This window comes from Streptomyces sp. NPDC101166, from assembly GCF_044768125.1.
Lineage (GTDB): Bacteria > Actinomycetota > Actinomycetes > Streptomycetales > Streptomycetaceae > Streptomyces.
Genome location: NZ_JBIWPF010000028.1, coordinates 46,928 through 73,155 on the forward strand (window position 1 = coordinate 46,928; position 26,228 = coordinate 73,155).

Sequence of the window (26,228 nt, forward strand, 5' to 3'; positions counted from 1 at the left end):
GCTTCGAAGCATGAGGAGATGGAATGCGGCTCCGCGAGTCGGCGATGGCGTTGGCCTCCCGGTGTTCGGCCGAGATACTGGCCGGCCGCTACCGGCTGGACACCCGCATCGGTTCGGGTGGCGCGGCGGATGTGTACCGTGGTTTCGACCTGCGTCTCAGGCGTGCTGTGGCGGTGAAGGTCTTCCGGCCCGGCACCGGCGTCGAAGCGGAGGAAGGCTTCTCGAGCGAGGCCGTCATCCTCGCGCGGTTGCAGCACCCCGGGCTGGTCACCGCCTACGACGCCGGACGGCACGACGACCGCGCTTACCTGGTCATGCAACTGGTCGAAGGCTCCACGCTGAAAACCCGTATCGCCGAAGGCGCTCTGTCGCCTCGGGAGACCGCGGAACTCGGCGCCGATCTGGCCCGGGCCCTGGCCCACGCCCATGCGGAGGGCGTCGTCCACCGTGACGTCAAGCCGTCCAACATCCTTCTCGGCGCATCGAACCGCCCCTACTTGACCGACTTCGGTATCTCCCGGCTGGTCGACGCCACCACCCGCACGGTCACCGGCACGATCGTCGGCACCGCCGCCTACCTCTCTCCGGAACAGGTGCTGGGCGAGCCCGTCGGTCGGTCTGCCGACGTCTACGCCCTCGGGCTCGTGCTTCTCGAATGCCTGACGGGCAGGCTCGAGTACGACGGCGGGCCTCTGGAGGCGGCCATCGCGCGGCTCCACCGCCCACCCGTACTGCCCAGCGCTCTGCCGAACGAGCTCGCCGTGCTGCTGGGGGACATGACGGCCAGGAACGAGGGGACCCGTCCCTCGGCGCTCGAATGCGCGCGCACACTGGCCGCCGTGGCGGACACGGCGGCTCTTTCCGCACCCGCGGCGCCCACCACGCCCACGGTCGACGACACAGCCGCCGTGCGCGGTGGGCAACCGACGCACGATGACGCCACGCACCTGACCGCACGTCCCGCTCCCGTCCGAGCCGCTCCTGCACGGAGCCGGGTTCTGGCAGCCGGCGGAACCCTCGCGCTCGTCACCGCCATGGCCGCCGCCCTCGCCGTCACCGACGTCTTCCCGGACCAGCGAAGCGACGAGCACCCCTCACGGGCCGTCAGCAGCCCTGCCGAGAACGCCGCCCCCGACGGCAGCGCCGCAGCAAGGAACGACGCCGCAGCAGTCGAGGCTCCGCCGGCCTCGTCCGCGCCCAGCGAGGCCTCCGACCAGCCACTTCGTGACGCCACCCCGGTACGCGAAGACCGTCCCGCCTCCGGCAGCGCGGGCCGCAGCCCGGTACCCCACGGCGCGTCCGACAGCGGAGCACGGACCGGGACGAAGGCGGCGCCACCCGGCAAACGCTCCGGCAAGTCGCACAAGGCCGGGAAAGCCCAGAAGGCGGAACTGAAGTCCGACGACAAGAAGCAGAACAAGTCGACCGAGTGAACACGCCGCCGTCGGCAGTGCCCCGCGCGGCGTGCGCCGGTCAGCGGGAAACGGCGGCCGCTCACGGAGTGCCGGGGCTCCCGGCGCACAGTGCGTGGTCGATCAGGGCGCTGGCCGCGTCCTCCTGCTCCTTGATGTGGCCCAGGGTGTCGCCGCGGGCCTCGGACATCGAGACCACGGCGCTACGCCTGCCGTCGTCGGTGACGCCGTTGAGGGTGATGTAGCCGCCGTCCCCACCCTCATGGCTCCAGTAGGTTCCCCCGCACGACTTCAAGGGCCGTTCGACGAGGCCCAGTCCGTACCGGCCCCCGGGCCACAGCTCCTGGACGTCCTTGCTCACGGCGACGGTCTGCTTCATTTTGGCCAACTGCTGTGCGGGCAGCAGGCGGCCGCCGAGCAGCGCGCGGAAGAGGCGGTTCTCGTCCCGGGTGGTGGTGACCCACGACAGGTTCTCGTGGTCCACCGGTATCTGGTCGGTGACGTCCACCCGGGAACCGGGGCCGAAGAACTGGTAGGCCCGGGCGTGGGGCCGGGGCAAGGTGGGGGAGACGCCCATCCACCGGGTCTGGTCGAGGCCCAGCGGGCGCAGGATGCGGTCTTCGATCTCCCGGTGGGCGGGTCGACCGGTGGCCTTCTGGATGATCATGTCGAGCAGGATGTAGCCGGTGTTCGAGTACGCCCAGCCCTTGCCGGGGTCGAAACCCTCCGGCGCGTGGGCCATGGCCCGGGCGACGAGCCGCTCCGGGCTGTGCACGTCGTGGCGCTGCTCGTAGTACTCGTCCGGTGTGGTGTATCCGGGCATGTCGTCGCGGATTCCACCGGTGTGCTGGAGCAGGTGGCGGACATTGATCAGGCTGCCGTCGTTGCCGTTGCCCTGCACCACTCCCGGCAGCCAGTGGTCGACCGTGTCGTGCAGGGAGAGCCGGCCCTCGGCCTCCAGTTGGAGGACCACGGTGGCGACCAGCGTCTTCGACGTGCTGGCCATGCGGAAGTAGCCGCGGTGGGACACCGGGCGGCCGGTGTTCAGATCGGCGGTGCCGCTGGTGGCGACCGTCTGCCTGCCGTCAGGCGCGATCGCGCGGGCCTGCACACCGCTGACACCGAGTGCGTGGATCGCCTCGGTGTCCCGGTGTAACCGCTCCGCAGGGGAGGGACCGGCGGGCTGGGCGACGGCGGGGGCCACCTCGGCGGCGAGGAGCGTGGCGACACCGAGCGCCAGTGCCAGGTGCTTTCGCAGAGTCGAAGTCATGGCTCGACGCTAGGTTCGCCCTCGGGCGGGGCGCGATCCGGCGCACCCCCAGACCGAAGGGGGGCCACCCCCCTTGTGGGCCGTGGCCGGTCCGGCGTCGACCGCGTGAAGTCAGCCCTGGTGGTGAAGGCCCGACGGCGGCGACGGCATGGACCGGAAGGCACAGCACGGGACCTGGCGGAGCATCAACCGCTGCATCACGGGCACTCCCCAGCCATCACCGTTCATCGCGTTGAGGAGAGCCATGGCACCGAAGACCGGATCCGACCAGGGCAACCGGTTCTGCAAGGCGTGCGGCACGCCGGCCGAAGACGGGAAGCTGTGCGGCCACTGCGGCACAATTCTGGACTTCCCCGACGACGCCGGCCTGATCGAAGATCAAGGTGCAGCAGTGCGACGTGATTTCGAGGAAGACACCGAGCGGTAGGAGCACGGGTGATCGGCGCGACGGGAAGAACTTGATCCGCTTAAGCGCGCACACCGGGGTACACGGGCCGACATGGCATCCAAGACTGATCGCGTCAAGTCCCTGCGGGCCGTGCGACAACTGCGCCAGGTTCGCGTCTTCTACGTGGTGGGCGTCCTCGTGTGGGCCGCATCGACAGCTTGGACGGGCTGGCAGTCTCCCGGCAGCCGGCAGATGTGGGTGTCCGTCCTCCTCCTGGCCATCTTCACCGGTCTCCTGCTCACGGCCTCCCTGTGGCTGCAGCGTCTTCGGGCCGCAGGCTCAGCCGGCCGCCCTGCGCACCACGCCGCCTCACGAAGGGCGACTGCACCCCGCCACGTGCACGCCTGACTCACCGCGGGGTCCGCGGTCGTACCGGCCGAAGCCCGCGCTCTGATCGTCGGCGACCAGCGCGCTCGTCGGCCCTGCAGGCTGGAGCACCTGCAGGGCCTGTGCCTGACGGCCGGTGATCAGACGTCGCTCGTGGACCTGCGTCGGCGCGCGGCGACGACCAGTCCGGTGCCGAGCGCGACGGTGGCGGCACTGGTCAGCGCCATCGGCGTCATCGCCGAAGAGGAACCCGTCGCGGCGAGGCTGCCATGGGAGCCGGCACCAGTGGCCGTCGTCGTGGTCACCTGCTGGGACGCGCCACCCTGCGCCGAGAGGCCGGAACCCTTGCCGGGCTTCGCCGCTCCGGGCCGCTCGTCGTCGTTCTGGCCGGGATCGCCGGGCTTGGCGTCGTCGACCGGGTCGGTCTTGTCGCCCGAGGGCGTGAGCTTGAATTCGTAGCGCTTCATCGGGCCCAGCACGCACGGGTTGTACGCGTCGGAGGCGTCACCGGCGAGGAGGGCGAAGGCGTCGGCGTTCTCGGCGGCGGGGTCGACCGTCATGCGCAGCTTCACTTCGCTGTGCTCGCCCGGCTTCATGGCGTCGATGCGGGCGATGTGCTGCGGTTCCTCACCGTTCAGCGTCTGCCAGACGGGGCCGTTGGACCATTCGACCTTGAGAAGGTCCTTCGTGCCGCGATCTTCCCCGGCCTTGTGGAAGAAGACCAGGTTGTCGACGGTCAGTGTGCGCCGGGTGCCGTTGGTGACGCGCAAGGTGAAGTCGACGGTGGTTCCTGCGGCGACCTCGGTCGGCAGCCCCACCGCGAGAGAGGTCAGCCCGTCCTCCCGAACGCACTGCTTGGCGGTGGCGAGCGCCTTGTCGGCGGCCTCCTTGGCGGCTCGGGCCGTCTCCAGGGCCTGCTGGACCTGGTGGTACTTACGGGCGGCCGCCACCCGGGCGTCGTCGAGTGCGGTCTGAGCCTGCGCGGCCGCCGCGTCGGCCACCTGCTGGGCCGCGATCGCCTTCGCCAGGTCGCCTTCCGCAGCCTCGAGGACCTGCTGCGCCTCGGCCTTCTCGGTGTCGCTCTGGGCCGCTTCGAGCTTGGCCTCGGCGTCCGTGACGGCCTTCTCGGCCGCGTCCTTCACGGCGGCCGCTTCCTTGGCCGTCTTGTTCGCCGCGGTGACCGCCGCCCTGAGCGGGTGTGTGTCGGAGTCCAGGGCCTTGAGGGTGGCCTCCAGCTCCTTACGCCCTTCCTTCTCCGCCGTGACGGCCGCGTCGTAGGTCTTCTGGGCGTCGGTGGCCGCCTGCGTCAACTCCGCGTACGTCGGCTGGTTCTGCGTCGGTCCCGCGGACGTCCCGGCGGCGAAGGCCGGAGCGGCGGTGAGCAGCGCGATGGGGGTGGCCACCGTGACGGTGGCGGCCACGGCGAGGCAACGGCGGAACTTCACAGGGGTCCTCTCACGACCGGGGGGCGGTCACCGGTCGGCACACTTCGGCAGCCAAGAACCCGTCGATCTTATAGTCCCGACAGAGATCATGATGATCTATTTTTCGGACGTACCGCTCCAACGCACTTACGCCAGCGGCAAGTTGCGGCGGGGGTGTGACCCCCCGTGTGCCCCCGGGCCGAGGTGACCACTCCTCGGTTGTGTACGCCCGTACGCAACGATGTGTACACTCGTACACATGGGATACGGACTGCTGGCCGCGGCCATCGCGGCGGAGGTGGCCGGGACCACGGCCATGAAGTTCAGCGAGGGGTTCAGCAAGCTGTGGCCGTCGCTCGGCACGGTGGCCGCTTATCTGATCGCCTTCGCATTGCTCGCGCAGACCTTGAAGGTGATGCAGGTCGGCACCGCGTACGCGATCTGGGCCGGAGCCGGCACCGCGGTGGTCGCCGCGATCGGGATCCTCTTCCTCGGCGAGACGGCCGGGCCCGCCAAACTCGCCGGGATCCTCTGCGTGATCCTCGGCGTCGTGCTGCTCAATCTCGGAGGAGCGCACTGATGGGGGCGCCACGGCGGTACGACCCCGAGCGGCGCCAGCGCATCATCGACGCCGCGATCCGGGTGGTGGGGCGCTCCGGCATCTCCGGTCTCAGCCATCGCACCGCCGCGGCCGAGGCCGACGTGCCGCTCGGCTCCACCACGTACCACTTCAAGAGCCTGGACGACCTGCTGGTGGCCGCCCTTCGCCAGGCCAGCGAAGGCTTCGCCAAGGTGGTGCGCGAACACGGCGGCGCCCTCGCCGACCCCGGCGGCGACCTCGCCGCCGAGCTGGCCCGGCTGACCGGCCAGTGGCTGGGCGGCGACCGCGCCGGCGTGGAGCTGGAGTACGAGCTCTATCTCGCCGCGCTGCGCCGCCCCGGGCTGCGCGCCGTCGCCGCCGAATGGTGTGAGGAGGTCGCAGAGTTGCTCTCCCGGCGCACCGACCCGCGCACCGGGCGGGCCCTGGTGGCTCTGCTCGACGGCATCTGTCTGCAAGTACTGCTGACGGGAGGGGAGTACGACGAGGAGTACGCGAGGGATGCGTTCACGCGGGTCATCGGGGTGAGCGGCCAAGCGCGGCATCGGTGAGTCCGAAGCCTGGACGTGCAGTGCTCTGCACGGTCGTCACCCGCCACGGCAAGCGCGGCCACGCCGTCCCGGGCACCGCCGCGGCGACGGTCTCCTCCGTCCGGCGGCGAACGTGGCCGCCCGGACGGTCCAAGGGCCTGTCTGACAAATCCCCGCCTGCTCTGCGGGCGGACGACGGGGATTTGTCAGACAGGCCCTAGACCCGGTCCTGGGCGAGCTCCGGCCTCTGGGCGGGGGTGTCGGTCGAGGCCGGGGCGTCCTTCCCGGTGTTCTCCGGTGCGTCCTTCCCGGTGTCCTCCGGTGCGCCGAACCAGGCCACCGCCACCGCGCCCGAGACCGCCAGGACGAAGCCGATCACCGCCAGCCAGGCGAAGCCGGGGCGGGAGGCGTCCCCCAGCCACCAGACGCCGATCATGCCGGGCAGCACGGTCTCGCCGACCACCAGCGCCGCCGTGGCCCCGTTCACCGACCCGAGCTGCAGCGCGACGGTGTGCAGGTACATGCCGCCCATTCCGGCGACGAGGACGGCGTACAGGGCCGGGTCGGCGAGCAGCGCGCCCAGGTCGAACGGATCGATTCCGTTCAGCACCCGCACGCCCACGCCGAGCGCGCCGAAGCCGAGACCGGAGAGCAGTCCGGCAAGGATCGCGGCCCGGGCTCCGAGCAGCCGGACCAGGACCGTGCCGCCCGCCATCAGCAGCAGTGAGATCGCGAGGAGCCACCAGTGGGTCGTGATCGGCGTGTGCCCGCTGCCCTCAGGACCCGCCGCGCTCGCGAGCAGCACCAGCGCCGAGCAGACGACTGCGATCGAGGTCCACTCCGACCGGGTCAGCCGGATGTCGAGCAGTTTGACGCTCAGGACGGCCGTGATGATGAGGTTGGCACTGATGACCGTCTGGGAGAGGAACAGCGGCAGCAGACGGGCGGCGAGCGCGCCTAGCCCGAAGCCGATGAAGTCCAGGACCGTGCCGACGACGAACTCCCAGGTCATCGCGGCCTGGGCGGTGGAGGAGAGGCTGGGGCCGCCATGCGCGGTGACCTGTCCGGCGGTGTGTCCGGCGGCCGCCCCGCGGCGGGCGGACTTGCGGGAGCCGACGGCCTGCAGGACGGAGCCCGTGCCGTAACAAATCGAGGCCGCGACGGCGGTCAGGAGTCCTATGAGCACCGAGCACTCCGTTCGAGGGGGTGGTTCCTGGCTGTTCTCCCTGCCAGACGCGGGATCGGCCGCCCGCGTTGCACGGACCGGGCCTTGATCGAGAGGGACGTGACGAAGGCTGCGGCGTCCCGCGGAGGACGCGGCGTGACGGTCGAGCGGAAACGCCCGCTGCGCGTGTTCCCCGTGCATGCGTACGGCGTTGCCCGGTCACGGAGGTTGACCGCGTGACGTCGCAGCGGTGGGTACCTCGACCGGAGCCGGTCGCGTCAGGTCCACGGAGCCCGCACCGAAGTCGGCGTGCTCGCCCGAGGCGGGTGGCCCGGCGAGGACGACGAGCCCCGCCGACCCGGACCAGCCCGTCGCCGGCGGAGGCGCGAGCGTCGATCACCGTGCGGGGCCGGTCGAGGTGCGGACGGCTGGTGCAGTCCAGGCCTTGCCCGGGTCCGGACGTACCGGTCCAGCCGGGTGCCGTCATGGGCGTCGACGGCGGCTCCGCATGTGCCCCGGCTGGAAGCGGCTCAGGGCGTAGGGATGAACGCCCGACGGCGCCGACTACGACGACGCTCCGCACGTGGCCAGCGCGGTTCGCGCCAGCCCGCGCAGCCAGGCGTGGGCCTGGTCGGTGTCGTAGCGCTGATGCCACGACAGGTATATCGGCGCCGACGGTAGTTCGAGGGGGAGGGGGAGCACGACCAGGCCGAGGTCGGCGACCGCTGACCGCGTGGTGGCTTCGGGGGCGGAGATCAGGAGATCGGAGCCGCGCGCGAACTCCAGCGCGGCCGCTTCCGTGGGCGCGGTCGCCACCACACGGCGGGTGAGGCCGAGCCGCGCGAGAGCGTCGTCGAGAGCATTGCTGAGGTTTCCCCGTCGCGAGACGGTGACGTGCTCAGCGGCGGCGTACCGCTGTGCGGTGACGGTCCTGACGCGGGTGAGGGGGTGCCCCCGCCGCACGACGACGACGAGGGGCGTCTCGCCCACGTTCTCGGCACGGATGTCCGGTGCGCTCGGCCGGTTGGCGTTCGCCTCCAGGTCGACCTCCCCGCGCCGCAACTCGGGGGTGTCGATGTTCGATTCCGCGACGAAGCGCAGTCGCACGCCCGGCGCCTGTCCTCGCACGGCCGAGAGCAGTGCGGGGCCGCTCAAGGCGACCAGGGAATCGTGCCAGCGCAGTGTGAAGGTGCGCTCCAGCGTCGCCAGATCGAGCTCACGGCTCGGCGCCAGCACCCCCTGGACCTGGTGCAGCAGCTCGTGCACCTGTTCCCGGACGGCGATCGCATACGGCGTCGGGGTCATCGTGCGGCCTGTGCGCACCAGGATCTGATCCCCCGTCGTGCGCCGGATCCGGCCCAGACTCCGGCTCATCGCGGGGGCGGTGACGTGCAGTCGCGCGGCCGCCCCGGCCACGCTTCCCTCCTCCAGCAGCGCGTCGAGCGCGGCGAGCAGGTTCAAATCCAATTGCATGTGAGTAATCCTAGGCGTGCTTCACATGCATTTGAAGTTAATCAAAGGGCCGCATACCTTCGGGACGAGCCGCAAGACGGAACGCACAGCTCGACCCGACCCGCCTCATCCCCCCCTCGCACGGGAGTCCCGCCATGTCCGAAACGCTCCAGACCACTGACGTCACCGCCTCCGACGCCGACCTGCTCGGCCAGACCGTGAGCGCCGTGCGCGCGGCCGGGACAGCGCTGCGCGAGCGCTTCGGCGAGGTGGTCCCCCACCGGACCCGCGAAGAGCTGATGCGCGCACTCGCCGCCAACGACGACGCCGCCCTCGACATCCTGCGCCCCCGTCTCACGCGCCTGCGCCCGAACGCCGGATGGGTGGAGGACGAGCTGGACGGCGGGGCGCTGCCGCCCGGCGAATGGTGGGTCGTGGATCCGGCCGAAGGCAACGTCAACCACCTGCACGGCCTGCCGGAATGGGCGGTGACCGCCACCCTCGTACGTGAGAACCAGCCGGTGCTCACCGCGGTCCACCTGCCGTTGACCGGCGAGACCTACACCGCGCTCACCGGCGCGGGCGCCCACCTCGACGGCCGACCGCTGCACGTCTCCCGGACCGCGGACCTCGGCCTGAGCATCGTGGCCACCAGTCAGGCCCGGCCGGACGAGGACGAGAAGGTCGTGCGGCGCGTCGGCTCCTCGATCACCGCGATGCTCTTCGAGGCACTCGTCGTCCGCACCGCCGTGCCCGCGACCTTGCACCTGTTGAACGTGGCCGCCGGCCGGATCGACGCCTTCTGGCAGTTCGCCGGCGCCCGCGCGGACCTGCTGCCCGGGGCGCTGCTCGTCACCGAGGCCGGCGGACGGATCTCCGACGCCGAGGGCCGCCCCTGGACCCCGCAGAGCGAAAGCCTCCTGGCCGCCGCACCCGGCGTCCACGCCGAGGCCGTCGCCACGATCTCACGCTGACCGCGCACCACTACCTGCACGCACGGAAGGACCAGATCACCATGACCACGATCGCAGTTCTCGGAAACGGCCGCGTCGGCGGCAATCTGGCCACAGCCCTCACGCGGGCCGGGCATGAGGTGACCGTGGCGGACCGCGCGCCGGGTGCCGCCGCCGACGCTGCCCGGACGGCCCGGATCGTCATCAACGCCACCCCGGGAGCCGGCTCGCTGGACCGCCTCGTCGCCCTGCGCGAGGAACTGCGCGACACGATCCTCGTCGACGTCTCCAACGCCACCGTCGACGGACCGGACGGACTGCCTGCCCACCTGATCCACCCCGGCTCGAGCCTCGCCGAGCAACTCCAGGCGGCGCTCCCCGAAACGCGCGTCGTCAAGACACTCAACACCATGCTCTTCCCGGTGATGACCGCGCCGGCCATGCTCAGCCGGGCGCCCGACGCCTTCCTCTCCGGCGACGACCCGCAGGCCAAGCAGACCGTCCGTGAACTGCTCGTCGACCTCGGCTGGCGCAAGGAGTGGATCACTGATCTCGGCGGGATCCAGACCGCCCGCGCAACGGAGGCCGCGATCCTGTTCGTGCCGCACGTGATCCGGTCCAGCGGATTCGCGCCCTTCGCGATCTCGATCGCCCGCTGATCCGCACACCGGTGCACCGCCGCCGGGGTGGGTGTCCAGGAAGTGTCGTCACGACCCCGCGCACCCTCTGCGGCCTCGACGAGATTGTGTGCTTGCTCGACCACAACGGCGAACGCGGCCACCTCCCTACCTGAGCTCCCCATCCCGACGGCGCTTGAAGTACGCGACGGTCAGTACGGCCAGGAGCGGCCCCCACAGGAGCAGCGGCGCATAGCAGATGGAGAACAAGAGGTCGTCGGGAGAATCGCCGGGAGCCGCGTCGCCTCGGATCGTCTTGCCCGTGGTCTGGGCGACGAGGGGCAGGCAGCAGACGAACGTGACGAGAGCGGCTCCCGTCGCGGAGGGGACGACCGCCGCCATGGTCGGGATCCGGCGCCCGCGTAAGAGCGGGATCCAGCGACCCGCGTCTCGGGGCAGGCCATGACCCCGGCATTGTCGATCACGATGTCGACCTCGCGACCCGAGGCCAGGAACCGCTCGGCGAAACAGCGGACGCTGTCGAGGTCGGACAGGTCGAGGTCGTCGGTCTCGACGCCCTCGACCGCCTGCTGCGCGGCCGCCCGCCGCCGGGCCGGGACCACGACGCGGGCTCCGGCGCCCGCCAGGGCGCGGGTCGTCTCCGGACCGATTCCCGAGTAGCCACCGGTGACGATCGCGGTGCTGCCGGACAGGTCGATCCCGCTCAGGACGTCGTCCGCGGTGCTCCGGACGCCGAAGCCCGATCCGATCTTGTGCTGAGGTGTCGTCATGGCGGAGACGCTAGGTGTTGGACCGCGCTCCAAGGCAAGGGCCGGTGACGGCGAACGTCCGGGTCCAGCGCTGCCCGGGGGACGAGGAGGCCGAGCCCAAGGGCCACGTCCTCCCCGCTCTGAGGATCCTCACGGGCGCGGTCGACCGATCGGAGACGCACCCGGTCCCGGTGATCCGCCCGGAGGAACGCGACAGCGGCCCGTGGCCCTCGGTCAGCAAGGACATGGATGGCGAGCCCCGCGGGGCGCACCCCGACGTCACCCTCACCCGCGTTCCCCACATCAACCTGTCCTCGACGAGGTCAGGAACCCTTCGTGAACGCGGGGGCGTGGTCGGCGGCCCACTGGCGAAATGTTCGCGGCGCCCTCCCGAGGATGTCGGCCACGGCAGTGGTGGTGTACGCGGGCTGCCCTACGGCCGCGCGCCATGCGGCGAGCAGCATCTCGACGGCCGAGCCGGGCGCCGTGCCCTCCGACAGGCTTCGGAACTCGTCCGGCGTCATCTCCTCGAACGCGATCCGGCGCTTCAGAGCGTCGCCGATGACGTTCACCTGTGCGGCTTGGGTGAGCGATTGGGGACCGGTGAGGACGTAGTCGCCTCCGGCGTGTCCGTCCTGATGGAGCGTCCGTGCCGCGACGGCTGCGACGTCGCGGTCGTCGACCGGTGCCGTCTCGGCGGCGCCGTGAGGCCACCGGACGACCTCGCCGGCCCGGATCGCGGGCGCCCACCAGGCCAGCGAGTTCGACGCGAACATCCCCGGCCGGATGATCGTGGACTCGAGTCCGGTGGCCGCCATGAGCCGCTCGATGTCGGCGTGCAGCGCTGCCATGGGATTGGGCTGCTGGAAGAAGGGATGCGGCGTCCGGTGCGGGGAGGAGAGGAAGACGACACGCCGCACGTGGGCTGCCAGCCGCTCGACGACCGCCGCGGCGGTCCCAGGCGGGGCGGTCCAGACGAGGAAGACGGCGCCGACGCCATGCAGTGCGGGGTCGAGCGTCTCGGGCACGGTGAGGTCGCCGGTGAAGACCTCGACCCTGCCCGGCAGCGTCGCCGCCGCCTCGGAGCGACGGGTGAGGGCGCGGACCGGCACGCCCGCGTCGAGGAGTTGGTCGATGACGACGCGGCCGACACGGCCCGTCGCACCGGTCACGAGCACGGGAGGAACGCCTGTCTGACTCATGTCGGCCATGAAAGCGTTACTCGGTTAAAAAAGCAACTCGGTCAAGAATGTTACGGTGGTCAGATGAGCGAGCCGACGGGACTGCGTGCCCGCAAGAAGGAGCGGACGCGCGACGCCATCGGTGACGCGGCCGTCTCGCTGTTCCTCGAGCGCGGCTTCGACCGCGTCTCGGTCAACGACGTCGCCGCAGCGGCCGAGGTCTCCAAGCCGACCCTCTTCCGGTACTTCCCCACCAAGGAAGACCTGGTGCTGCACCGGTTCGCGGACCACCAGGGCGAGGCGGCACGCGTCGTACGCGACCGCAGGCCCGGCAGCGAACCGGTGACGGCGCTGCACCAGCACTTCCGTGCCGGCCTCGATCGGTACGACCCCGTCACCGGCCTCAACGACCACCCCGAGGTGGTGGCGTTCCATCGGCTGGTGTTCGACACGCCGAGCCTGGCCGGACGACTCACGCGGTACCAGCTCGAGGACGAGGAGGCGCTGGCGGACGTCCTCGGCGAAGGCATCCGGGCACGTCTGCTGGCCGCCCAGGTACTCGCTGTCCAACGGGTGCTCGCCCGGACCAACTGGCAAAAGATCGCCGACGGCCGACCCGCGCACGACGTGCACCCCGAGGCGGTGGCCGACGCCGACCAGGCGTTCCGCCAACTGCGGAGGTGAGCCGCTGCCGGTGGTCTCCCGCACCCCGCCTACCGCTCGGCCGCTGGGGTTCCCGGGCGAGGATCGATCGGCGTGAGCACTCCGAGGCGGTCCTCGACCTCCTGGGCCGCGTCCAGGCACAGATCCTCCCGGAACGCGCGCCCGACGATCTGCACGCCGCACGGCAGGCCGTCTGCCACTCCGGTCGGCACGGCGACCCCGGGCACACCCGCGAGGCTGGTCACGGTGCACAGGCGCATGCCGGAGCGGACGCGTTCCCGTCCTGCCTGGTCACGTGACTCCAGCCCCGGCTCGACGGCGGGCTCTGTGAACACCGGCCCGAGCAGCAGCGGGTACTCGTCGAGGAACTCCGCCCAGGAGCGGCGGATGCCCAGCCAGACGCCCATCAGCTGCATGAACTCCGCCGCGGTGGCGGGCGGCGTCTTTTCCATCGTCATCGCGATGTAGCGATCTCCGCCCTCGCCGAGCAGCGTCCGCACCGCCGGCCAGGTCGGGGCGAACTCGGTCACGACGATCCGGTGGTACGCCTCGAGCGCCTCGTCCAACCGCGGAACGTCCTCCACCTCCCGGACGTCGTACCCGGCGTCCCGCAGTGCGTCGGCAGCGGCCGCGACAGCTCCGCAGACCGTCGGATGGACGCCGTGGCCGCCGGGATCGGCGACGACCGCGACCTTCACCGGTCCCGGCAGCGGCTCACCGCGCACGGGCACCGGCACGGCCCGCGGGTCCCTCGGGTCGGTCCCGGCCAGCGCCTCGTACGCCAGCCGCAGGTCGGCGACCCTGCGGGCCAGGGGCCCGTCGGTGACCAGCGTCTGTGAGGCCGGTCCTGGGTCGTCCGAGCCGAGAATGCGGTGGTCGGCGGGGAACCGCCCGGCGGTGGGCTTAAGTCCCGCCACGCCGCAGAACGAGGCCGGGATCCGTACCGATCCGCCGGAGTCGTTGCCGAGCCCGAGCGCGGCCATGCCGGTGGCGACGGCCACTCCGTCGCCGCCGCTGGAGCCTCCGGGAGTCCGGCTCCGGTCCCACGGGTTGACGGTGTCGCCGAACAGTTCGCTCCTGGTGTGCATGCCCGCCAGGACCAGGGTGGGTATGTTGCTGTGCCCGATCGGTATGGCTCCGGCAGCACGCAGCCGGCCCACCGGGGGCGCGTCGGCGGTCGCCACCAGATCGCGGAAGCGCGCCACTCCCATCGTGGTCGGCACACCTTCGACGGCGGTGGTCTCCTTCACCGTGAACGGCACCCCCGCCAGAGGTCCCAGCTCTTCGCCTACGGCCCGGCGTGCATCCGTCCGCGACGCTGCTTCACGGGCGTGCTCAGCCATCAGCTGAGTGACCGCGTTGACTCGCGGGTTGACGTCGGCGATGCGGTCCAGATGACTGTCGACCAGTTCGACAGCCGATACGTCTCCGTTCCGGACTGCCTCTGCCTGGGCTGCGGCAGGCATCTTCCACAGGGCGTCCCGCACGATTCTTGTCCTCCCCGTCCATGTGTCCAAGTGCTCGCGTCGGAACCATAACCCAGAACCGATACGATCGTATCGAAAAAAGGAGGGGCCCGAACATGCCCAAGCAGGTGGACTACGAGAGTCGACGCCGACGGATCGCCGAGGCCGTCTGCCTCCTCGCCGACGAACACGGACCGGAGGGGGTGACCATGCGCGACGTCGCCACCCGTGCGGAGGTCTCCCTGGGCGCCGTTCAGCGGTGCTTCCGCAACAAGGAGGAGATGCTCCTGTTCGCCGTCGACCACGTCGGCGAGCGCATCACCGAACGCGTACGGGCCCGCCTGGCCAGCAGCCCGGCCCAGTCGGCTGCTTCCGCCCTGGGGCACGCGGTCACCGAGATCGCCCTGCTCCGCAGGCAGCACCGAGCCGAGGCGCGGGTATGGCTCGCGTTCGTCGCCCAGGCTGCCGTCAGCGAGCCGCTCGCCGCCCAACTCAGAATCAGTTACGAGGCTCTCCATGACCTCCTCTGCCGCCTCGTCACGGAGGCCGGCGACGACGCTGCCGCGCTCGATCCCCAGGGCGAGGCGAGGGCCCTGCTCGCCCTCGCGGACGGCCTGACCAGCCATGTGCTCGTAGGGCACTTGACCGCCGAGGAGGCCGAGGACGCCCTGCACGCGCATCTGGTCCGCCTGTGGGAACGCCTCGACGCCGGCGGTCCCGGAAAGGTCGACTGAAATGGTGTCGCTCTGTCGAAGAGTGGCGATGGACGGCCAATTCTGCCTTCTCGGGAGCGAAGGTGGGCCGGATGTGATCGTGATGGTAAATGGTTCAGCACGACTCTTCGGCAACGGTTGCGCCCCTGTCTGGCATGTCGTCACACTGATGGAAAGCTTTGATCTTCGAGGGGGGAAATGGGGATGGGGCGTAAATTCCTATCCGGATTGATGGCGGCGGGAATTGTCTCCGCAAGCAGCCTCTTGGTGGCGGCGCCCGCCCACGCGACGCCGTCCCCGAGTTGCTGGGCGGGAATCACGACGACCACCGGCATCGGAAGTTGTCAGGGTGCCACGTATGGCGGCAGTTACTATCAGGTTCGTGTGGAATGCCGCGAGTTCATCGGGATCGGCTTCATGCGGACTTCCAGAACCAGTCAGGTGAGCTACGCTTCACCCAACCAGCCGGGAATCGTGGTGCAAACCGCCCCGTGCCCGCCGGGTTTCAAACCGTCGAACGCGTGGATGGTCAGCTGGTGATCCTGGAAGGGGCCGAACCCGTAGAAGTTCGGCCCCCCTCCACGGGCCTGGGCGTGATCGGCTGATAGCCGTCCTGGGCACATCTTCGACGACGGTGCGTGTGTCAGCCCCGGCAAGCTCAAGGGCAACAAGGGGAGTCAGAACTACGCCGCGCCCGCCGCAGCGAGGCCTGGTCCGCCGCCCGTACCGCCGGTGCGGCCCCAGACCGAAACCGATAGCCGCGCTGCCTGCACCGCACCGCACGCTGATCGACGCCGACCCGAAGCCCTTCAAGGGCCCGGCCGCAGGCCGTGGAAGGCGAGGATCAGCACGACCGGAGGGCCGGGCATGGACTGTCCGGCAGCCGGTTGTGATGTCCCCGCCGACCGGTGGGTCTCACCCCGCCGTGTGACCGGTGCCGCCGCCCGCGGAGCAGTCAGGGCTCCCGAGGGCTTTAGGGTCGAGGCGGTATGTGCCGGATGGCGTTGGTCAAGGTGAGGCGGGGCGCGCGTGATACGTGTGGTGGTGGTGGACGACGAGGCACTGGTGCGCTCGGGCTTCGAACTCATTCTGGGCGCGTCCGAGGACATGGAGGTCGTCGCGACCGCGCGTGGCGGCGACGCGGTGGAGACCGTCCGCCGGGAGCGGCCGGACGTGGTGCTGCTGGACATCCGGATGCCGGACGTCGACGGGCTCACCGTCCTGCGTGAGCTGCGCGCGATGCCGTGTCCGCCGGTGGTGGCGATGCTGACGACGTTCGACGCCGACGAGTACATCCTGACCGCGCTGAACGGCGGCGCGGCCGGTTTCCTGCTCAAGGACACCGAACCGGAGCAACTCCCTCATCTGGTGCGCACCCTGGCCGCGGGCGGCGTGGTGCTGTCCCCCAAGGCGTCGAGGACCCTGCTGCACAGTCACCCCGGCCTCTCCGGGGCCGTCGACGAGGAGGCGGCCCGCGTCCGCCTCCTCACCGCCCGGGAGCGCGATGTCCTCGTCCTGGTGGCGGAGGGGTTGTCGAACGCCGACATCGGGGCGCGCGTCCACCTGGGCGCCGGCACGGTCAAGGACCATGTCAGCGCGATCCTGGCGAAGCTTCGGGTGACGAGCCGGGTGCAGGCCGCGCTGCTGGCGCAGCGGTCCGGACTGCTCGACGAGCGCCCGCGGTGGCAGGCCGGCCGATGAACGGCGCCCGCGCGCTGTGGAAGCGCGTGCCCCCGCCGGTCGTCGACCTCGTCCTGGTGATCGCAGCGGCCGTGGACGTGCGGTTGAACTTGTTGGACGACACGCGCCTCGGCGTCGCGCTGGCCATGGTCGGACTCGCCGCGTTGACCTTCCGGCGCCGGTTCCCGCTCGGCGTCTTCCTGCTCACCCTGCCCATCTCGCTGACGCAGCCCGTCGCCGTCGCTCCGCTCGCGGCGCTGTTCACGCTGGCCGAACGCTCCCGCGACCGCCGGCTCCTCGCGGTGTGCGTCGTCCTGACCGCCGTCGCGAACAGCACTCCGTGGCCCCTGGTCGGCCTCACCGAGGCCGGCCGGACCATGACGCTGGTCACCCTGGTGTACAGCTTGGCGACCGCCGCCGCACCGGTTCTCATCGCACAACTCCTCCAGGCACAGAAGGACTTGGCGCTGCGGCTGGTCGAGATCGAGGAGGCCAGGGAGCACGAACGGGCTCTGCACGCCCAGGCCGTGCTCGCCCGCGAACGCGCCCAACTGGCACGCGAGATGCACGACGTGGTCTCCCACCAGGTCAGTCTGATCGCCGTGCGGGCCGGTGCCCTTCAGGTCGCCGCCAAGGACGAGGACGCCAAGGAGGCCGCCCGCACGATCCGTTCGCTGAGCGTGACCACGCTCGACGAACTGCGCACCATGGTCACGCTGCTGCGCGCCTCCGGCGGCCGAGCGACAGAGCTGACCCCGCAGCCCACTCTGGCCGACCTGCACACCCTGGTGGGATCAAGCGGCACGCACGCGCGACTGACGGGTGAGCTTCCGTCCGCCGTGGGCACTCCTGCCCAACGGGCCCTCTACCGCACGGTCCAGGAGGCGTTGACCAACGTCCGCAAGCACGCCCCGGGCGCCACGGCCCGCGTCGAGCTGTGGCAGGACGGCGACGACATCGGGGTGACCGTCACCAACACCGCGCCCACCCGCCCCTCCCTGCCCCTGCCGGGTTCGCGGCAGGGCCTGGTCGGTCTGCGGGAGCGGGCCGAGATCCTGCACGGCACACTGGAGGCAGGACGGACCGCGGAGGGCGGCTACCGGGTGCGCCTGAGGGTCCCCCTCAGCGTGGACTGACCGACCCTCACGCCTGGCCGGCGCCCAGGACCGAGCTCCGTCCGGCCTGCACGCTCGTCCCGCTTCACCGCACGGAGTCCCGCAGCCGGCTGAGCGCCAACCGCGCGTACAGCCCGTCCCGTTCCACCAGTTCCTCATGGGTGCCCACCGCCCGGACCCGGCCGGCGTCCATGACGACGATCCGGTCGGCGCCCGTCACCGTCGAGAGGCGATGGGCCACCACCAGCACGGTGGTCTTTCGGGCCACCTCCGAGACGACGTCCCGCAGCGCGAGCTCGTTGACGGCGTCGAGTTGCGAGGTCGCCTCGTCCAGCAACAGCAACCGGGGCCGCCGCAGCAGGGCGCGGGCGACGGCGACGCGCTGCCGCTCGCCGCCCGACAGTTTCGAGCCGCGGTGTCCGACGGGGGTGTCCAGGCCGTGGGGCAGACGTTCGACGAGGGCGTCGAGCCTCGTGCGGGCCAGGACGTCGCGGATGTCGTCGTCCGTCGCGCCGGGCGCGGCGAAGACCAGGTTCTCCCGCAGCGTGCCGGCCAGGACCGGAGCGTCCTGCTCCACGTACCCGATGGCCGACCGCAGCTCGGTCAGGGGCCAGTCCCGCACGTCCTTGCCGTCGACCAGGACCCGGCCGCCGGTGGCCTCGTGGAACCGCTCGATGAGCGCGAAGACCGTCGACTTGCCCGCACCGGAGGGCCCGACGAAGGCCGTCGTCCCGGTGCCCGGCACCTCGAAACTCACCTGCTGATGGACGTACGGCAGACCGGGACCGTAGCGGAAGGACACGTCCTCGAAGCGGACCGACGCCGGCTCCGAGACCGACGCCCCCTGCCTGGGCAGGCCGCTGTGCTGTCCGGCGGCCGGCTCGGTCGTCAGCTGTTCCACGTGCGCGATCCGGGAGAGCGCGGCCGCCCCCTCCTGGTACTGGGAGACGGCGTCGACCAGCCTGGACACCGGCTCGATCAGATAGAAGAGGTACAGCAGGAAGGCGATGAGGGTGGAGACGGGGATCTCCCCGGACGCCACGCGAGCCCCGCCGACCGCGAGCACCGCCAAGAAGGCCAGCTGCACGGCGAGTTCGTCGGCCGAGCCCGCCACGGCCTCCCACTTGGCGCTCTTCACGCCGTGCCGCCACGCCCGACGCGCCGCCGCCTCCACCCGGGCGGCCTCCCACTCCTCGGCACCGGACGCCTTCACCGTGCGAAACGCCCCGCAGGCCCGCTCCAACGCGATGGAGATCTCCCCGACCGCCTCCTGCGACCGCTGGGTGGCGCGGGCGATCCTCGGCATCACGAGCGCGACGGCCCCGCCGACCAGCACGACCACACCGAGCGTCACACCCAGCAGCACGAGGTCGAGGAACGCCATCATCACGACCGCCGCGACGAACGCCACCGAGCCCGTGGCCGCGGAGACGACCGCCTGCGTGCTGACCGCCCGCAGCAGCGTGGTGTCCGAGGTGACCCGGGACATCAGATCACCCGGCGGGATCCGCTCCCATTCCGCGAGCCGCAGCCGCAACAGCCGCCCCACGAGGGTGCGTCGGGCGGCCAGGGCCACTGACTCCGCCGTCCGCTCCAGCACATACGCGCCGAACGCCTCGACCGCCGTGCCCAGCACCACCAGGACGGTGAGCGCGATCAGGATCCCGGCGATGGCGTCACCTGTCGCGAGCCGGTCCACCAGCGCCTTCGTGGCCAACGGCTGCAGCAGCCCCCCGGCGGCCCCGACCAGGGCACACAGCAGACCGAGGGCGACCGCCCACCGGTGCGGCCGTACATACGAGTACAGCGCCCTGACCGTCTCCCGGGCGGACAGGGAAGTCTCATCCGTCGTCGGGGCGGATGTGGTGTTCACGAAGTCCCTTTCTTCTGCGGTGTCGCGGCGTCACGACCCGGCACTCGGGCAGAAACGCCGAGGACGTCCCCGGGCTCCTTGCGTCGGCGCGGTGTGTCGTGCCTCCAGCCTGGAAGCCCCGGTCTCCCGGCGCCCATCCGGCGACTGTCGGGTCCACCCCCGTCGAGTGGTTGACGAAGACCACCCTCCGGTCGCACCCGACCGGCCGGTCCAAACCGAACTCCGCCGGTCGGCGGGGCGTTACCCGCCGCTCGGCGGGGAGGTCACCGAAGTCCGCCGGGTGGTCCGCCCCCTGACGACCGGCGAGATTCCTCGCATGGAAAAGTTGCAGCCGCCGCAGGAGACGTCAGTTCCGCAGGAGAACTCGCCTCCGCAGCCCCGAACTCCGTCCGAGTCCGCCTCGCCCCGTCCCTCGACGGGACGCCTCGTCGGGGTGGATCTGGCCCGCGCGCTGGCGGTGTTCGGCATGTACGTCGTGCACATCGGCCCCCCGCTGTCCGCCACGACCGGCGTCGCCAGTTGGGTCCGCTACCTGGCGGACGGTCACTCGTCGGTCCTGTTCGCCACCCTCGCCGGGTTCTCGCTGATGCTGCTCGCCGGCCGCCTCGAACCCAAGACCGGCCTGGCCGGCCGGCAGGCGAAGGCCCGCATCGCGATCCGCGCGGTGGTCCTGCTGGCGCTGGGCACCGCGATGGCCATGGAGTACGGGGGAGTGATCATCCTCGGCTTCTACGGGGTCTACTTCCTGCTGGCCCTGCCCCTGGTGCGACTGCGCGCCAGGACACTCGCGATCACCGCGGCCGCGCTCGCCCTCGTCGCACCGCAGCTCGCCTTCGCCCTCAACTCGCTGGTCACCGACCCGATCCGACAGAGCGTCAACGCCTACGACCCGCTCCACCGGCTCAGCGACGTGGGAGTGCTCGATCTGCTGCTCAGCGGCTTCTACCCGGCGCTCACATGGATGCCGTTCGTCATCGCGGGCATGGCACTGGGCCGCCTCGACCTGTCCTCCGGCACCGTCCAGCGGCGCCTGGCCGCGCTCGGCGCCGGCCTCACCGTGACCGCATACGGCATGTCCTTGCTGCTCGCCGGCAAGGACGCGCTCAGGAGCCTCGCCGAAGACGGGCCGTCGTCCGGCGGCTCCGGGGCGATGCCCCTCGACAGCGGGTCGCTACCCATGGACGGCGAGGCGTTCCCCGACATGCCGGCGTCGTCGCTCCTTGCGGCCGGGCCGCACAGCGGCACCACGTTCGACATCATCGGCAGCGTCGGAGTCGCGATCCTCGTCATCGTGGGCGCGACCGCGGCGATGGACCACCTGCCGCGACTGCGCCGCCTGGCCAAACCCGTCATCGCCGTGGGCACCATGTCCCTGACCGCCTACGTCGGCCACTTCCTCGCACAGTCCGCGCTCTCCGTCCCCGCCGGGACCAGCACCCAGCGATCATGGGTGCCGCTGCTCATGTTCATCCTCGGAGCCACCCTGTTCGCCGCGGTCTGGTCCCGCTTCTTCCGCCGAGGCCCCCTGGAGTATCTCCTCAACGCCGCGACCAGGCCGGCGAAGCACATCCGTCCCTCTCACCGGTGATGTGAAGCGAGCATCCACCCAGCACGTCGACCGTCCACGGACAGCGCTCAGGGACGCCGGAACCTGACAAATGTCATCTCTTCTTGTGATCAAGATCGTTCCGAGGGTGGACGGTCGGCGGATGTGGCCCGCCGAGGATGGAGGCATCCGTCCTGCACACCTCATGAAACGGGATCGCCGATGCCCAACGCCCACCCCAGCTCCTCCACCGACCGCCGGAGAGTACGCCTGGCCGCCGTCGCCTCGGCGGCCCTGCTGTCACTCGCGGTCGGCCCCCTTCCGGCCCAGGCCGCCGCTCCGCCGCCGGCCTCCGCCACCGCATCCGCCGCCTCCGCCACGCTCAACCTGGATCGCAAGGCGTTAAGCGCCTCGCTCGAGGCGTTGCACCAGGCGGGGATGTACGGAGCCTTCTCGTCGGTGAGGGACGGGTCCGAGCGGTGGCGGGGGGCGGCGGGCGTCGCCGACATCGACACCGGACGACCCGTCCGCCCCGACTTCGAACACCGGATCGGCAGCATCACCAAGACCTTCACCTCGGTGGCCGTCCTCCAGCAGGTGGCCAAGGGCCGGATCGACCTGGACGCACCGATCGGCGACTACCTCCCGGAACTGGTGCCGGGCGAGCGCGGCCGGAACGTGACAGTGCGGATGCTGCTCAACCACACGAGCGGCATCGCCGACTACATACTGCCCGTCTTCCCCAAGCTGATCGAGAACCCGGGACAGGCCTTGGACGAGGGCAGGTTCCGCAAGCTGGCTCCGGAGGAACTGGTCCGCCTCGGCCTGGCGGCCGAGCCTCGGGCGGCTCGCGGCACGCACTCCTACTCGAACACCAACTACATCATCGCCGGGCTGCTGCTGAAGAAGGTCACGGGCCAGGACCCGGAGTCCTACATCACCAGGAACGTCATCCGCAAAGCCGGACTGCGGCACACCTACTTCCCGCGCTCCGCCCGTATCTCAGGGCCTCACGCCAAGATGTACGAGTCGTTCTACGGCGCCATCGAACCGGCGCGTGACTACAGCGTCTACGACATGTCCTGGGCCTGGACGGCCGGTGCGATGGTCTCCACGACGAACGACCTCAACGACTTCTACCGCCTGCTCCTGGGCGGGAAGCTGCTCGGGGCGGCGGAGCTGCGGGAGATGAAGACGACGGTTCCCGCATACGAGCCGGAGCCGGGACAGGAATTGGTGATGCGGTACGGCCTTGGCCTGTACACCCTCAAGATGCCCAGCGGCGGCTGGTACTGGGGCCACGACGGTGGCGTCTTCGGAGCGGGGGCCTGGGCGATGTCCACGGAGGACGGACGCCGGCAGGTCGCGATCGGCTACAACCTGATGAAGTACGAACGCTTCGGCGACGACGGGCAACCGCTGCCGAACCCGATCGGTGAGGCGCTGTTCCGCTACATGGACGGAGCGCTGAGCGGTGCCCCGGCCGAGCGGGCCCCTGATGCGAAGCTGGTGCCTCAGCGCCTGCTCGCCATGGAGCAGCCGCGCAGGTGAGGAGCGTACTCGATCAGTGAACGTGGGCTGCGTCGGGCGGAGTTCGAGGTCGTCGGGCAGGACGGGGGCGAAGGTCCCCTTCGAGATGCCGGGAACGGCAGTGCCCGGGCCTCGACGCTCCACCGGCGCGCCTGCACGCCGAACCGGAGCCCGTGGGGCGCCAGATGACGCGGTGAGGTTCCGCGGAGCCACTGCGGACCATGCCCGGTCAACGCGGTCGCCGCACTGCGCTGCCACGAGCGCGTCGCGGACACCTTCACGCTATAGGCCGCGGGCCCGTGACCGGAATCGACCTCGTCAACGGGGCAGTCGGGGCCGTCTTCGGCATCGTCTTCGCCATACTCTTCCAACAGCCGCTTCAGAACGCCTGGTTCAGGAACCAACGCCGCTCCGCCACCGCCGTGCGCAGTCTGACGTACCGTTCGGACGGTGGCCCGCTCACCACGTGGTCGACCTTCTCGATACTTCTCCGCCATCGCCTTGACCTCGGCGTTCTCCAGGATCACCCCGTGCGCGATCGGCGAGTACGCCTCGACGAGGATCTGCTTGTCCTCGCAGTAGGCCAGGAGGTCGGAGGGCGTGTTGCCGGCGTGCACGAGCAGCTGGTTCACGTGCGGCACGACGGTCGCGCTCTTGAGAAGGTTCTCGAGGTCCTGCTGCTGGAAGTTGGACACCCCGATGGAGCGGATCTTGCCGGCCTGGTGCGCCCCTTCGAGCGCGCGCCATGCTGCGCGGTTGCCCTCGGCGTAGTCGCCGCCGCGGAAGTCGTCCCACAGCTGAGGGCTGTGAATGAGCATCAGGTCGATGCGGTCCAGGCCCAGCTTCTCCAGGGAGCCGTCGACTGCGGCGAGCGCCTGGTCGTAGTCCTTGATCTCGGCGGCGGGTTTGGTCGAGACGAACAGTTCGTCGCGGGGTACTGCGGCCGTGCGCACGCCCTCGCCGACGCCGCGCTCGTCGCCGTACGCCTGGGCGGTGTCGATGTTGCGGCAGCCGACCTCCACGGCTGCCCGGACCGCGTCGGCCGCCTGGTCGTCGATGAACCAGGTGCCGAGCCCCAGCTTGGGGATTGCGACGCCGCCTGCCAGCGTGTAGGTCTCGTCCAGGATGGTCATGCGTTCGCTCCGTTCTTCGACAGCCTGCCGTACACCTCGTCGGTGACGGGCTCGAGCCACTCGTTGCTGACGTCTTCGCCCGGCGTGATGAAGGCGACGTGGGAGAACCACGAGTCGGCCTTCGCGGTTCCGGGCCTTCGCTACGTCTGTACCTGTTGAACTCCCGAGCCGGGAACGCGAGGAGACCCTGCCGCAGGTGGCCTACTTTGAGTCGGTAGCGCACGGCACCATGCTGTCCATGAGCGATCAGCGAGCTGAGGAATTCGCCCGGTGTGCCGTAGTGCCGGCGGCGGAGTTGCGCGAGGCACGGCACGACGGCGCGGTAGCCGCCGATCCCGAAGAACAAGCGGACCCTTTCGCCGCTCCCGCCCCGACAGGCGACCGGCCCGGCCGGGCGGCAAGCCGTGACGGATCGCTGACCCGTGTCCTCGGCGGCTTCCTCATGGGCGCGACGGCGGCCCTGCAGGTCGCGCTGGGCACTGCCGCGCACGCGTCCGTGTCCGACGCCCCCGACTACGGGATCGCGGTCGAGGAGAGGTATCTCGCCACCGAGGTGGGGGGGACCCTCACCGTTCTGCCCGAGGTCTACACCCTGCGGCCGGACGGTTCACGCGCCTACGTGCCGCGGGGGGAACCCATCGGTCCGGGCGTGGCGATCGAGTATGTACTGCCGTGGAAGACCTCGCCGACCGGCCTCGATGAGCGTGCGGGCTGCCGCACGGTACGGGACGCGCAGGACAGCCGTCGCCATGTTCGCTGCGACCGGCTGGCCCCGCTGACGTTCCGCGTCACCAAGGCGTTCATCGGCTACAGGGGCGAAGTGCGGTTCTTTCCCCCGGTGGTCCCGGACGGGGATCGGCAGTGGCGGGACGACGTCGGCACGTTCGTCGTCACCGCCCCCGTGCCTCAGGAGGAGGGCGAGACCGAGGCGAGCGAGGCGCGCCGGAAGACCGTCGGGGTCGGGCTGTTGGGCGTGGCCGGCGGTTGCGGCCTTCTCGCACTGCTTCTCGTGTTGTGTCTGAAGCCCTCCCGTGTGCGCCGGACGGCATGGGTGGCTTCGTGCACGGCGGCCGCTCTGTGCGTGGGGCCGGGTGTGTGGAGCATCGTTGGGGGTCCGCTGGTGGGTGCAAAGACTTACACTCGGTACTCGTCCGGCCCTCCCGTCCTTCGGATTCCGGACGGCATGTGGGATGGGCAGGTGCTCTTGGAGAAGGTGCGGCCGCCCTACGTACCGCCCATCGCCACGGCCCCCGACCGGGGATACGAGGACGTCACGGAGGTCTCCGGCATCTACCTGCCCGCTCCTCCGGGTGATCCGAAGCAGTGGCTGACGGTGAACGGTGCCTACGGGCGGATCGACGACCCCCGGCGGGCCCGGGACCACATGCTGAGGACGGCGGCCGGCGCCCCGGGCGTGACGGTGGTGAAACGACCGCGGCTCGTGCTCCTGAAAGAGGACAGCGACGCCGGGACCCCCGTGCTCTGCAAGTGCCAGGCGTTGTCCGTCCGGGGCCAGCTAGTCGGTATGTGCGCCTGGGCCGACACGGGAGTCCGCGCCCTGGTCACCGTCCCCGGCACTCAGTTGCCGGCGGGCCGCACGGTGAGTGTGCGGGACTACGTGCAGCTGGGGAACGGTTTCTGAGTTGTTCGTAACTGGCGCCTCAGGACCTGGCAGTTCGCGCCGCGATGGCCGTCAACCGCCCGCATCCGAGGAGCGATGTTCGGGCCCCATTCGGACGCGCAGGGCCTCGATGGATCAGTTGAACGCCGGCCCTAGGCAGGTTCGCTTCGAGTTGAGCTCGTTTGCCCCAACTCGGCCCGGACAGACCGAAGGTGGCCTTTTATCGGTGTTCTCATGGGTTCAAGGCATCGGTCGGAGAGACCGACCGGGGAAGGATCCGGAGTGTTCATCAGCTACAGCACTCAGGCGATGGCCGAAGGCGGTTCGTCGACCAGCGCCGAACGCACCGCCCCGGCGAGGAGTACCGCGAGCCCAGCGACACCGGGTGGCAGGAATTCCGCGGCCACTTCAGCCTCCGCAAGGGCGCCCTCGGCACCTGCGACCGCCCCTATGGAACCCCTTGACGGCACGAAAACGGCTGTGTCCGATACCTCATACTCGCCTGGATCCGGCCCAGGAGCCCCGGCTGCTGGAGATCGAGACAAGTACCGCCAGCACCTCGGGGAAGCCCAGCGGATGCAGTGGCTCGGCGAGGTCGCCGGACTGCAGGAGAGCCTGCGGCACATCACCGCGAAGAAACAGCAGGCCTAGGGCGTGTTTCGAAAGTCCCGTCTGGCTCGCGACGCCTGGCACGCGCGCTCGCCGCGTTGTCGGGATCGCCCTCGTACGCCCAGTACGAGG

At 70.6% G+C, this 26,228-nt stretch carries 23 protein-coding genes and 4 pseudogenes; 16 read left to right on the forward strand and 11 right to left on the reverse strand.

The features are described from left to right. Positions 1-23: 23 nt before the first annotated feature. The gene (locus tag ACIRS4_RS33070; RefSeq protein WP_404203088.1) at positions 24-1,433 is read left to right on the forward strand and encodes a protein kinase; all 1,410 of its coding nucleotides are present in this window, start codon (positions 24-26) and stop codon (positions 1,431-1,433) included. A 61-nt stretch (positions 1,434-1,494) separates the two neighbouring features. Here ACIRS4_RS33070 and ACIRS4_RS33075 read toward each other — a convergent pair whose 3' ends face one another. Continuing rightward, positions 1,495-2,682, reverse strand: a complete 1,188-nt coding sequence (locus ACIRS4_RS33075) for a serine hydrolase domain-containing protein (RefSeq protein WP_404203090.1) — start codon at positions 2,680-2,682, stop codon at positions 1,495-1,497. 244 nt (positions 2,683-2,926) lie between these two features. Between ACIRS4_RS33075 and ACIRS4_RS33080 the strand changes: the two genes are divergently transcribed. Then, complete coding sequence (locus ACIRS4_RS33080) at positions 2,927-3,109, forward strand: hypothetical protein (protein WP_404203092.1); 183 nt, start codon at positions 2,927-2,929, stop codon at positions 3,107-3,109. Between the two features lie 72 nt (positions 3,110-3,181). Beyond that, positions 3,182-3,478: a hypothetical protein gene (locus tag ACIRS4_RS33085; RefSeq protein WP_404203094.1), complete on the forward strand. Its 297-nt coding sequence runs from the start codon at positions 3,182-3,184 to the stop codon at positions 3,476-3,478. 119 nt (positions 3,479-3,597) lie between these two features. Here the strand turns inward: ACIRS4_RS33085 and ACIRS4_RS33090 are convergent, their stop codons facing one another. Beyond that, a complete protein-coding gene (locus ACIRS4_RS33090) occupies positions 3,598-4,902 on the reverse strand; it encodes a hypothetical protein (protein ID WP_404203096.1) in 1,305 nt (434 codons plus the stop codon). 238 nt (positions 4,903-5,140) lie between these two features. Here ACIRS4_RS33090 and ACIRS4_RS33095 point away from each other — a divergent pair, with 238 nt between their 5' ends. Then, on the forward strand, positions 5,141-5,461 hold the full coding sequence (locus tag ACIRS4_RS33095) for a DMT family transporter (protein ID WP_404203098.1): 321 nt from the start codon (positions 5,141-5,143) through the stop codon (positions 5,459-5,461). Next, positions 5,461-6,030, forward strand: a complete 570-nt coding sequence (locus ACIRS4_RS33100; RefSeq protein ID WP_404203100.1) for a TetR/AcrR family transcriptional regulator — start codon at positions 5,461-5,463, stop codon at positions 6,028-6,030. The genes ACIRS4_RS33095 and ACIRS4_RS33100 overlap by 1 nt, the downstream gene beginning before the upstream one ends. A 196-nt stretch (positions 6,031-6,226) precedes the next feature. Here the strand turns inward: ACIRS4_RS33100 and ACIRS4_RS33105 are convergent, their stop codons facing one another. Next, the gene (locus ACIRS4_RS33105; protein ID WP_404203102.1) at positions 6,227-7,195 is read right to left on the reverse strand and encodes a hypothetical protein; all 969 of its coding nucleotides are present in this window, start codon (positions 7,193-7,195) and stop codon (positions 6,227-6,229) included. Positions 7,196-7,738: 543 nt separating this feature from the next. Then, complete coding sequence (locus ACIRS4_RS33110) at positions 7,739-8,647, reverse strand: LysR family transcriptional regulator (protein WP_404203104.1); 909 nt, start codon at positions 8,645-8,647, stop codon at positions 7,739-7,741. A gap of 134 nt (positions 8,648-8,781) precedes the next feature. Between ACIRS4_RS33110 and ACIRS4_RS33115 the strand changes: the two genes are divergently transcribed. After that, positions 8,782-9,600 carry an inositol monophosphatase family protein gene (locus ACIRS4_RS33115; protein WP_404203105.1) on the forward strand — a complete coding sequence of 273 codons (819 nt, stop codon included), beginning with the start codon at positions 8,782-8,784 and terminating at the stop codon, positions 9,598-9,600. 41 nt (positions 9,601-9,641) lie between these two features. Beyond that, positions 9,642-10,238, forward strand: coding sequence for an NADPH-dependent F420 reductase (locus ACIRS4_RS33120; RefSeq protein WP_404203107.1), 597 nt, complete (start codon positions 9,642-9,644; stop codon positions 10,236-10,238). 126 nt (positions 10,239-10,364) lie between these two features. Here the strand turns inward: ACIRS4_RS33120 and ACIRS4_RS33125 are convergent, their stop codons facing one another. The 3 genes and pseudogenes from ACIRS4_RS33125 to ACIRS4_RS33135 form a co-directional block, all read right to left on the reverse strand. Then, on the reverse strand, positions 10,365-10,598 hold the full coding sequence (locus ACIRS4_RS33125; protein ID WP_404203132.1) for a hypothetical protein: 234 nt from the start codon (positions 10,596-10,598) through the stop codon (positions 10,365-10,367). 38 nt (positions 10,599-10,636) lie between these two features. Continuing rightward, a pseudogene (locus ACIRS4_RS33130) lies at positions 10,637-10,987 on the reverse strand (SDR family NAD(P)-dependent oxidoreductase); the annotation flags it as partial. Positions 10,988-11,289: 302 nt separating this feature from the next. Continuing rightward, positions 11,290-12,168, reverse strand: a complete 879-nt coding sequence (locus tag ACIRS4_RS33135) for an NAD(P)H-binding protein (protein WP_404203110.1) — start codon at positions 12,166-12,168, stop codon at positions 11,290-11,292. A gap of 63 nt (positions 12,169-12,231) precedes the next feature. On the opposite strand from ACIRS4_RS33135, the gene ACIRS4_RS33140 reads away from it, so the two are divergent. Next, complete coding sequence (locus tag ACIRS4_RS33140; RefSeq protein WP_404203112.1) at positions 12,232-12,831, forward strand: TetR/AcrR family transcriptional regulator; 600 nt, start codon at positions 12,232-12,234, stop codon at positions 12,829-12,831. Positions 12,832-12,860: 29 nt separating this feature from the next. On the opposite strand, the gene ACIRS4_RS33145 is transcribed toward ACIRS4_RS33140, so the two are convergent. Then, a complete protein-coding gene (locus ACIRS4_RS33145) occupies positions 12,861-14,297 on the reverse strand; it encodes an amidase (RefSeq protein ID WP_404203114.1) in 1,437 nt (478 codons plus the stop codon). A 95-nt stretch (positions 14,298-14,392) separates the two neighbouring features. Here ACIRS4_RS33145 and ACIRS4_RS33150 point away from each other — a divergent pair, with 95 nt between their 5' ends. The 4 genes and pseudogenes from ACIRS4_RS33150 to ACIRS4_RS33165 all read left to right on the forward strand — a co-directional run bounded on the left by ACIRS4_RS33150 (position 14,393) and on the right by ACIRS4_RS33165 (position 17,805). Beyond that, positions 14,393-15,010: a TetR/AcrR family transcriptional regulator gene (locus ACIRS4_RS33150; protein WP_404203116.1), complete on the forward strand. Its 618-nt coding sequence runs from the start codon at positions 14,393-14,395 to the stop codon at positions 15,008-15,010. A gap of 597 nt (positions 15,011-15,607) precedes the next feature. Further along, positions 15,608-15,700 (forward strand): annotated as a pseudogene (locus ACIRS4_RS33155) (electron transporter); the annotation flags it as partial. Between the two features lie 318 nt (positions 15,701-16,018). Further along, complete coding sequence (locus ACIRS4_RS33160; RefSeq protein ID WP_404203118.1) at positions 16,019-16,690, forward strand: response regulator; 672 nt, start codon at positions 16,019-16,021, stop codon at positions 16,688-16,690. After that, complete coding sequence (locus ACIRS4_RS33165; protein WP_404203130.1) at positions 16,687-17,805, forward strand: sensor histidine kinase; 1,119 nt, start codon at positions 16,687-16,689, stop codon at positions 17,803-17,805. Before ACIRS4_RS33160 ends, ACIRS4_RS33165 begins: the two co-directional genes overlap by 4 nt. A gap of 64 nt (positions 17,806-17,869) precedes the next feature. On the opposite strand, the gene ACIRS4_RS33170 is transcribed toward ACIRS4_RS33165, so the two are convergent. Beyond that, a complete protein-coding gene (locus tag ACIRS4_RS33170; RefSeq protein ID WP_404203120.1) occupies positions 17,870-19,657 on the reverse strand; it encodes an ABC transporter ATP-binding protein in 1,788 nt (595 codons plus the stop codon). Between the two features lie 316 nt (positions 19,658-19,973). On the opposite strand from ACIRS4_RS33170, the gene ACIRS4_RS33175 reads away from it, so the two are divergent. Beyond that, complete coding sequence (locus ACIRS4_RS33175) at positions 19,974-21,245, forward strand: DUF418 domain-containing protein (protein WP_404203122.1); 1,272 nt, start codon at positions 19,974-19,976, stop codon at positions 21,243-21,245. 180 nt (positions 21,246-21,425) lie between these two features. Next, the gene (locus tag ACIRS4_RS33180) at positions 21,426-22,754 is read left to right on the forward strand and encodes a serine hydrolase domain-containing protein (RefSeq protein WP_404203124.1); all 1,329 of its coding nucleotides are present in this window, start codon (positions 21,426-21,428) and stop codon (positions 22,752-22,754) included. Between the two features lie 443 nt (positions 22,755-23,197). Here the strand turns inward: ACIRS4_RS33180 and ACIRS4_RS33185 are convergent. Together ACIRS4_RS33185 and ACIRS4_RS33190 are read right to left on the reverse strand one after the other, a co-directional pair. Next, positions 23,198-23,866, reverse strand: a pseudogene (locus ACIRS4_RS33185) (aldo/keto reductase); the annotation flags it as partial. After that, positions 23,863-23,991, reverse strand: a pseudogene (locus ACIRS4_RS33190) (cupin domain-containing protein); the annotation flags it as partial. The pseudogenes ACIRS4_RS33190 and ACIRS4_RS33185, both read right to left, overlap by 4 nt. Before the next feature lie 113 nt (positions 23,992-24,104). Here ACIRS4_RS33190 and ACIRS4_RS33195 point away from each other — a divergent pair. Further along, positions 24,105-25,508, forward strand: coding sequence for a hypothetical protein (locus ACIRS4_RS33195; protein ID WP_404203126.1), 1,404 nt, complete (start codon positions 24,105-24,107; stop codon positions 25,506-25,508). 459 nt (positions 25,509-25,967) lie between these two features. Continuing rightward, on the forward strand, positions 25,968-26,138 hold the full coding sequence (locus ACIRS4_RS33200) for a hypothetical protein (RefSeq protein ID WP_404203128.1): 171 nt from the start codon (positions 25,968-25,970) through the stop codon (positions 26,136-26,138). The last annotated feature ends 90 nt before the right edge of the window (positions 26,139-26,228 follow it).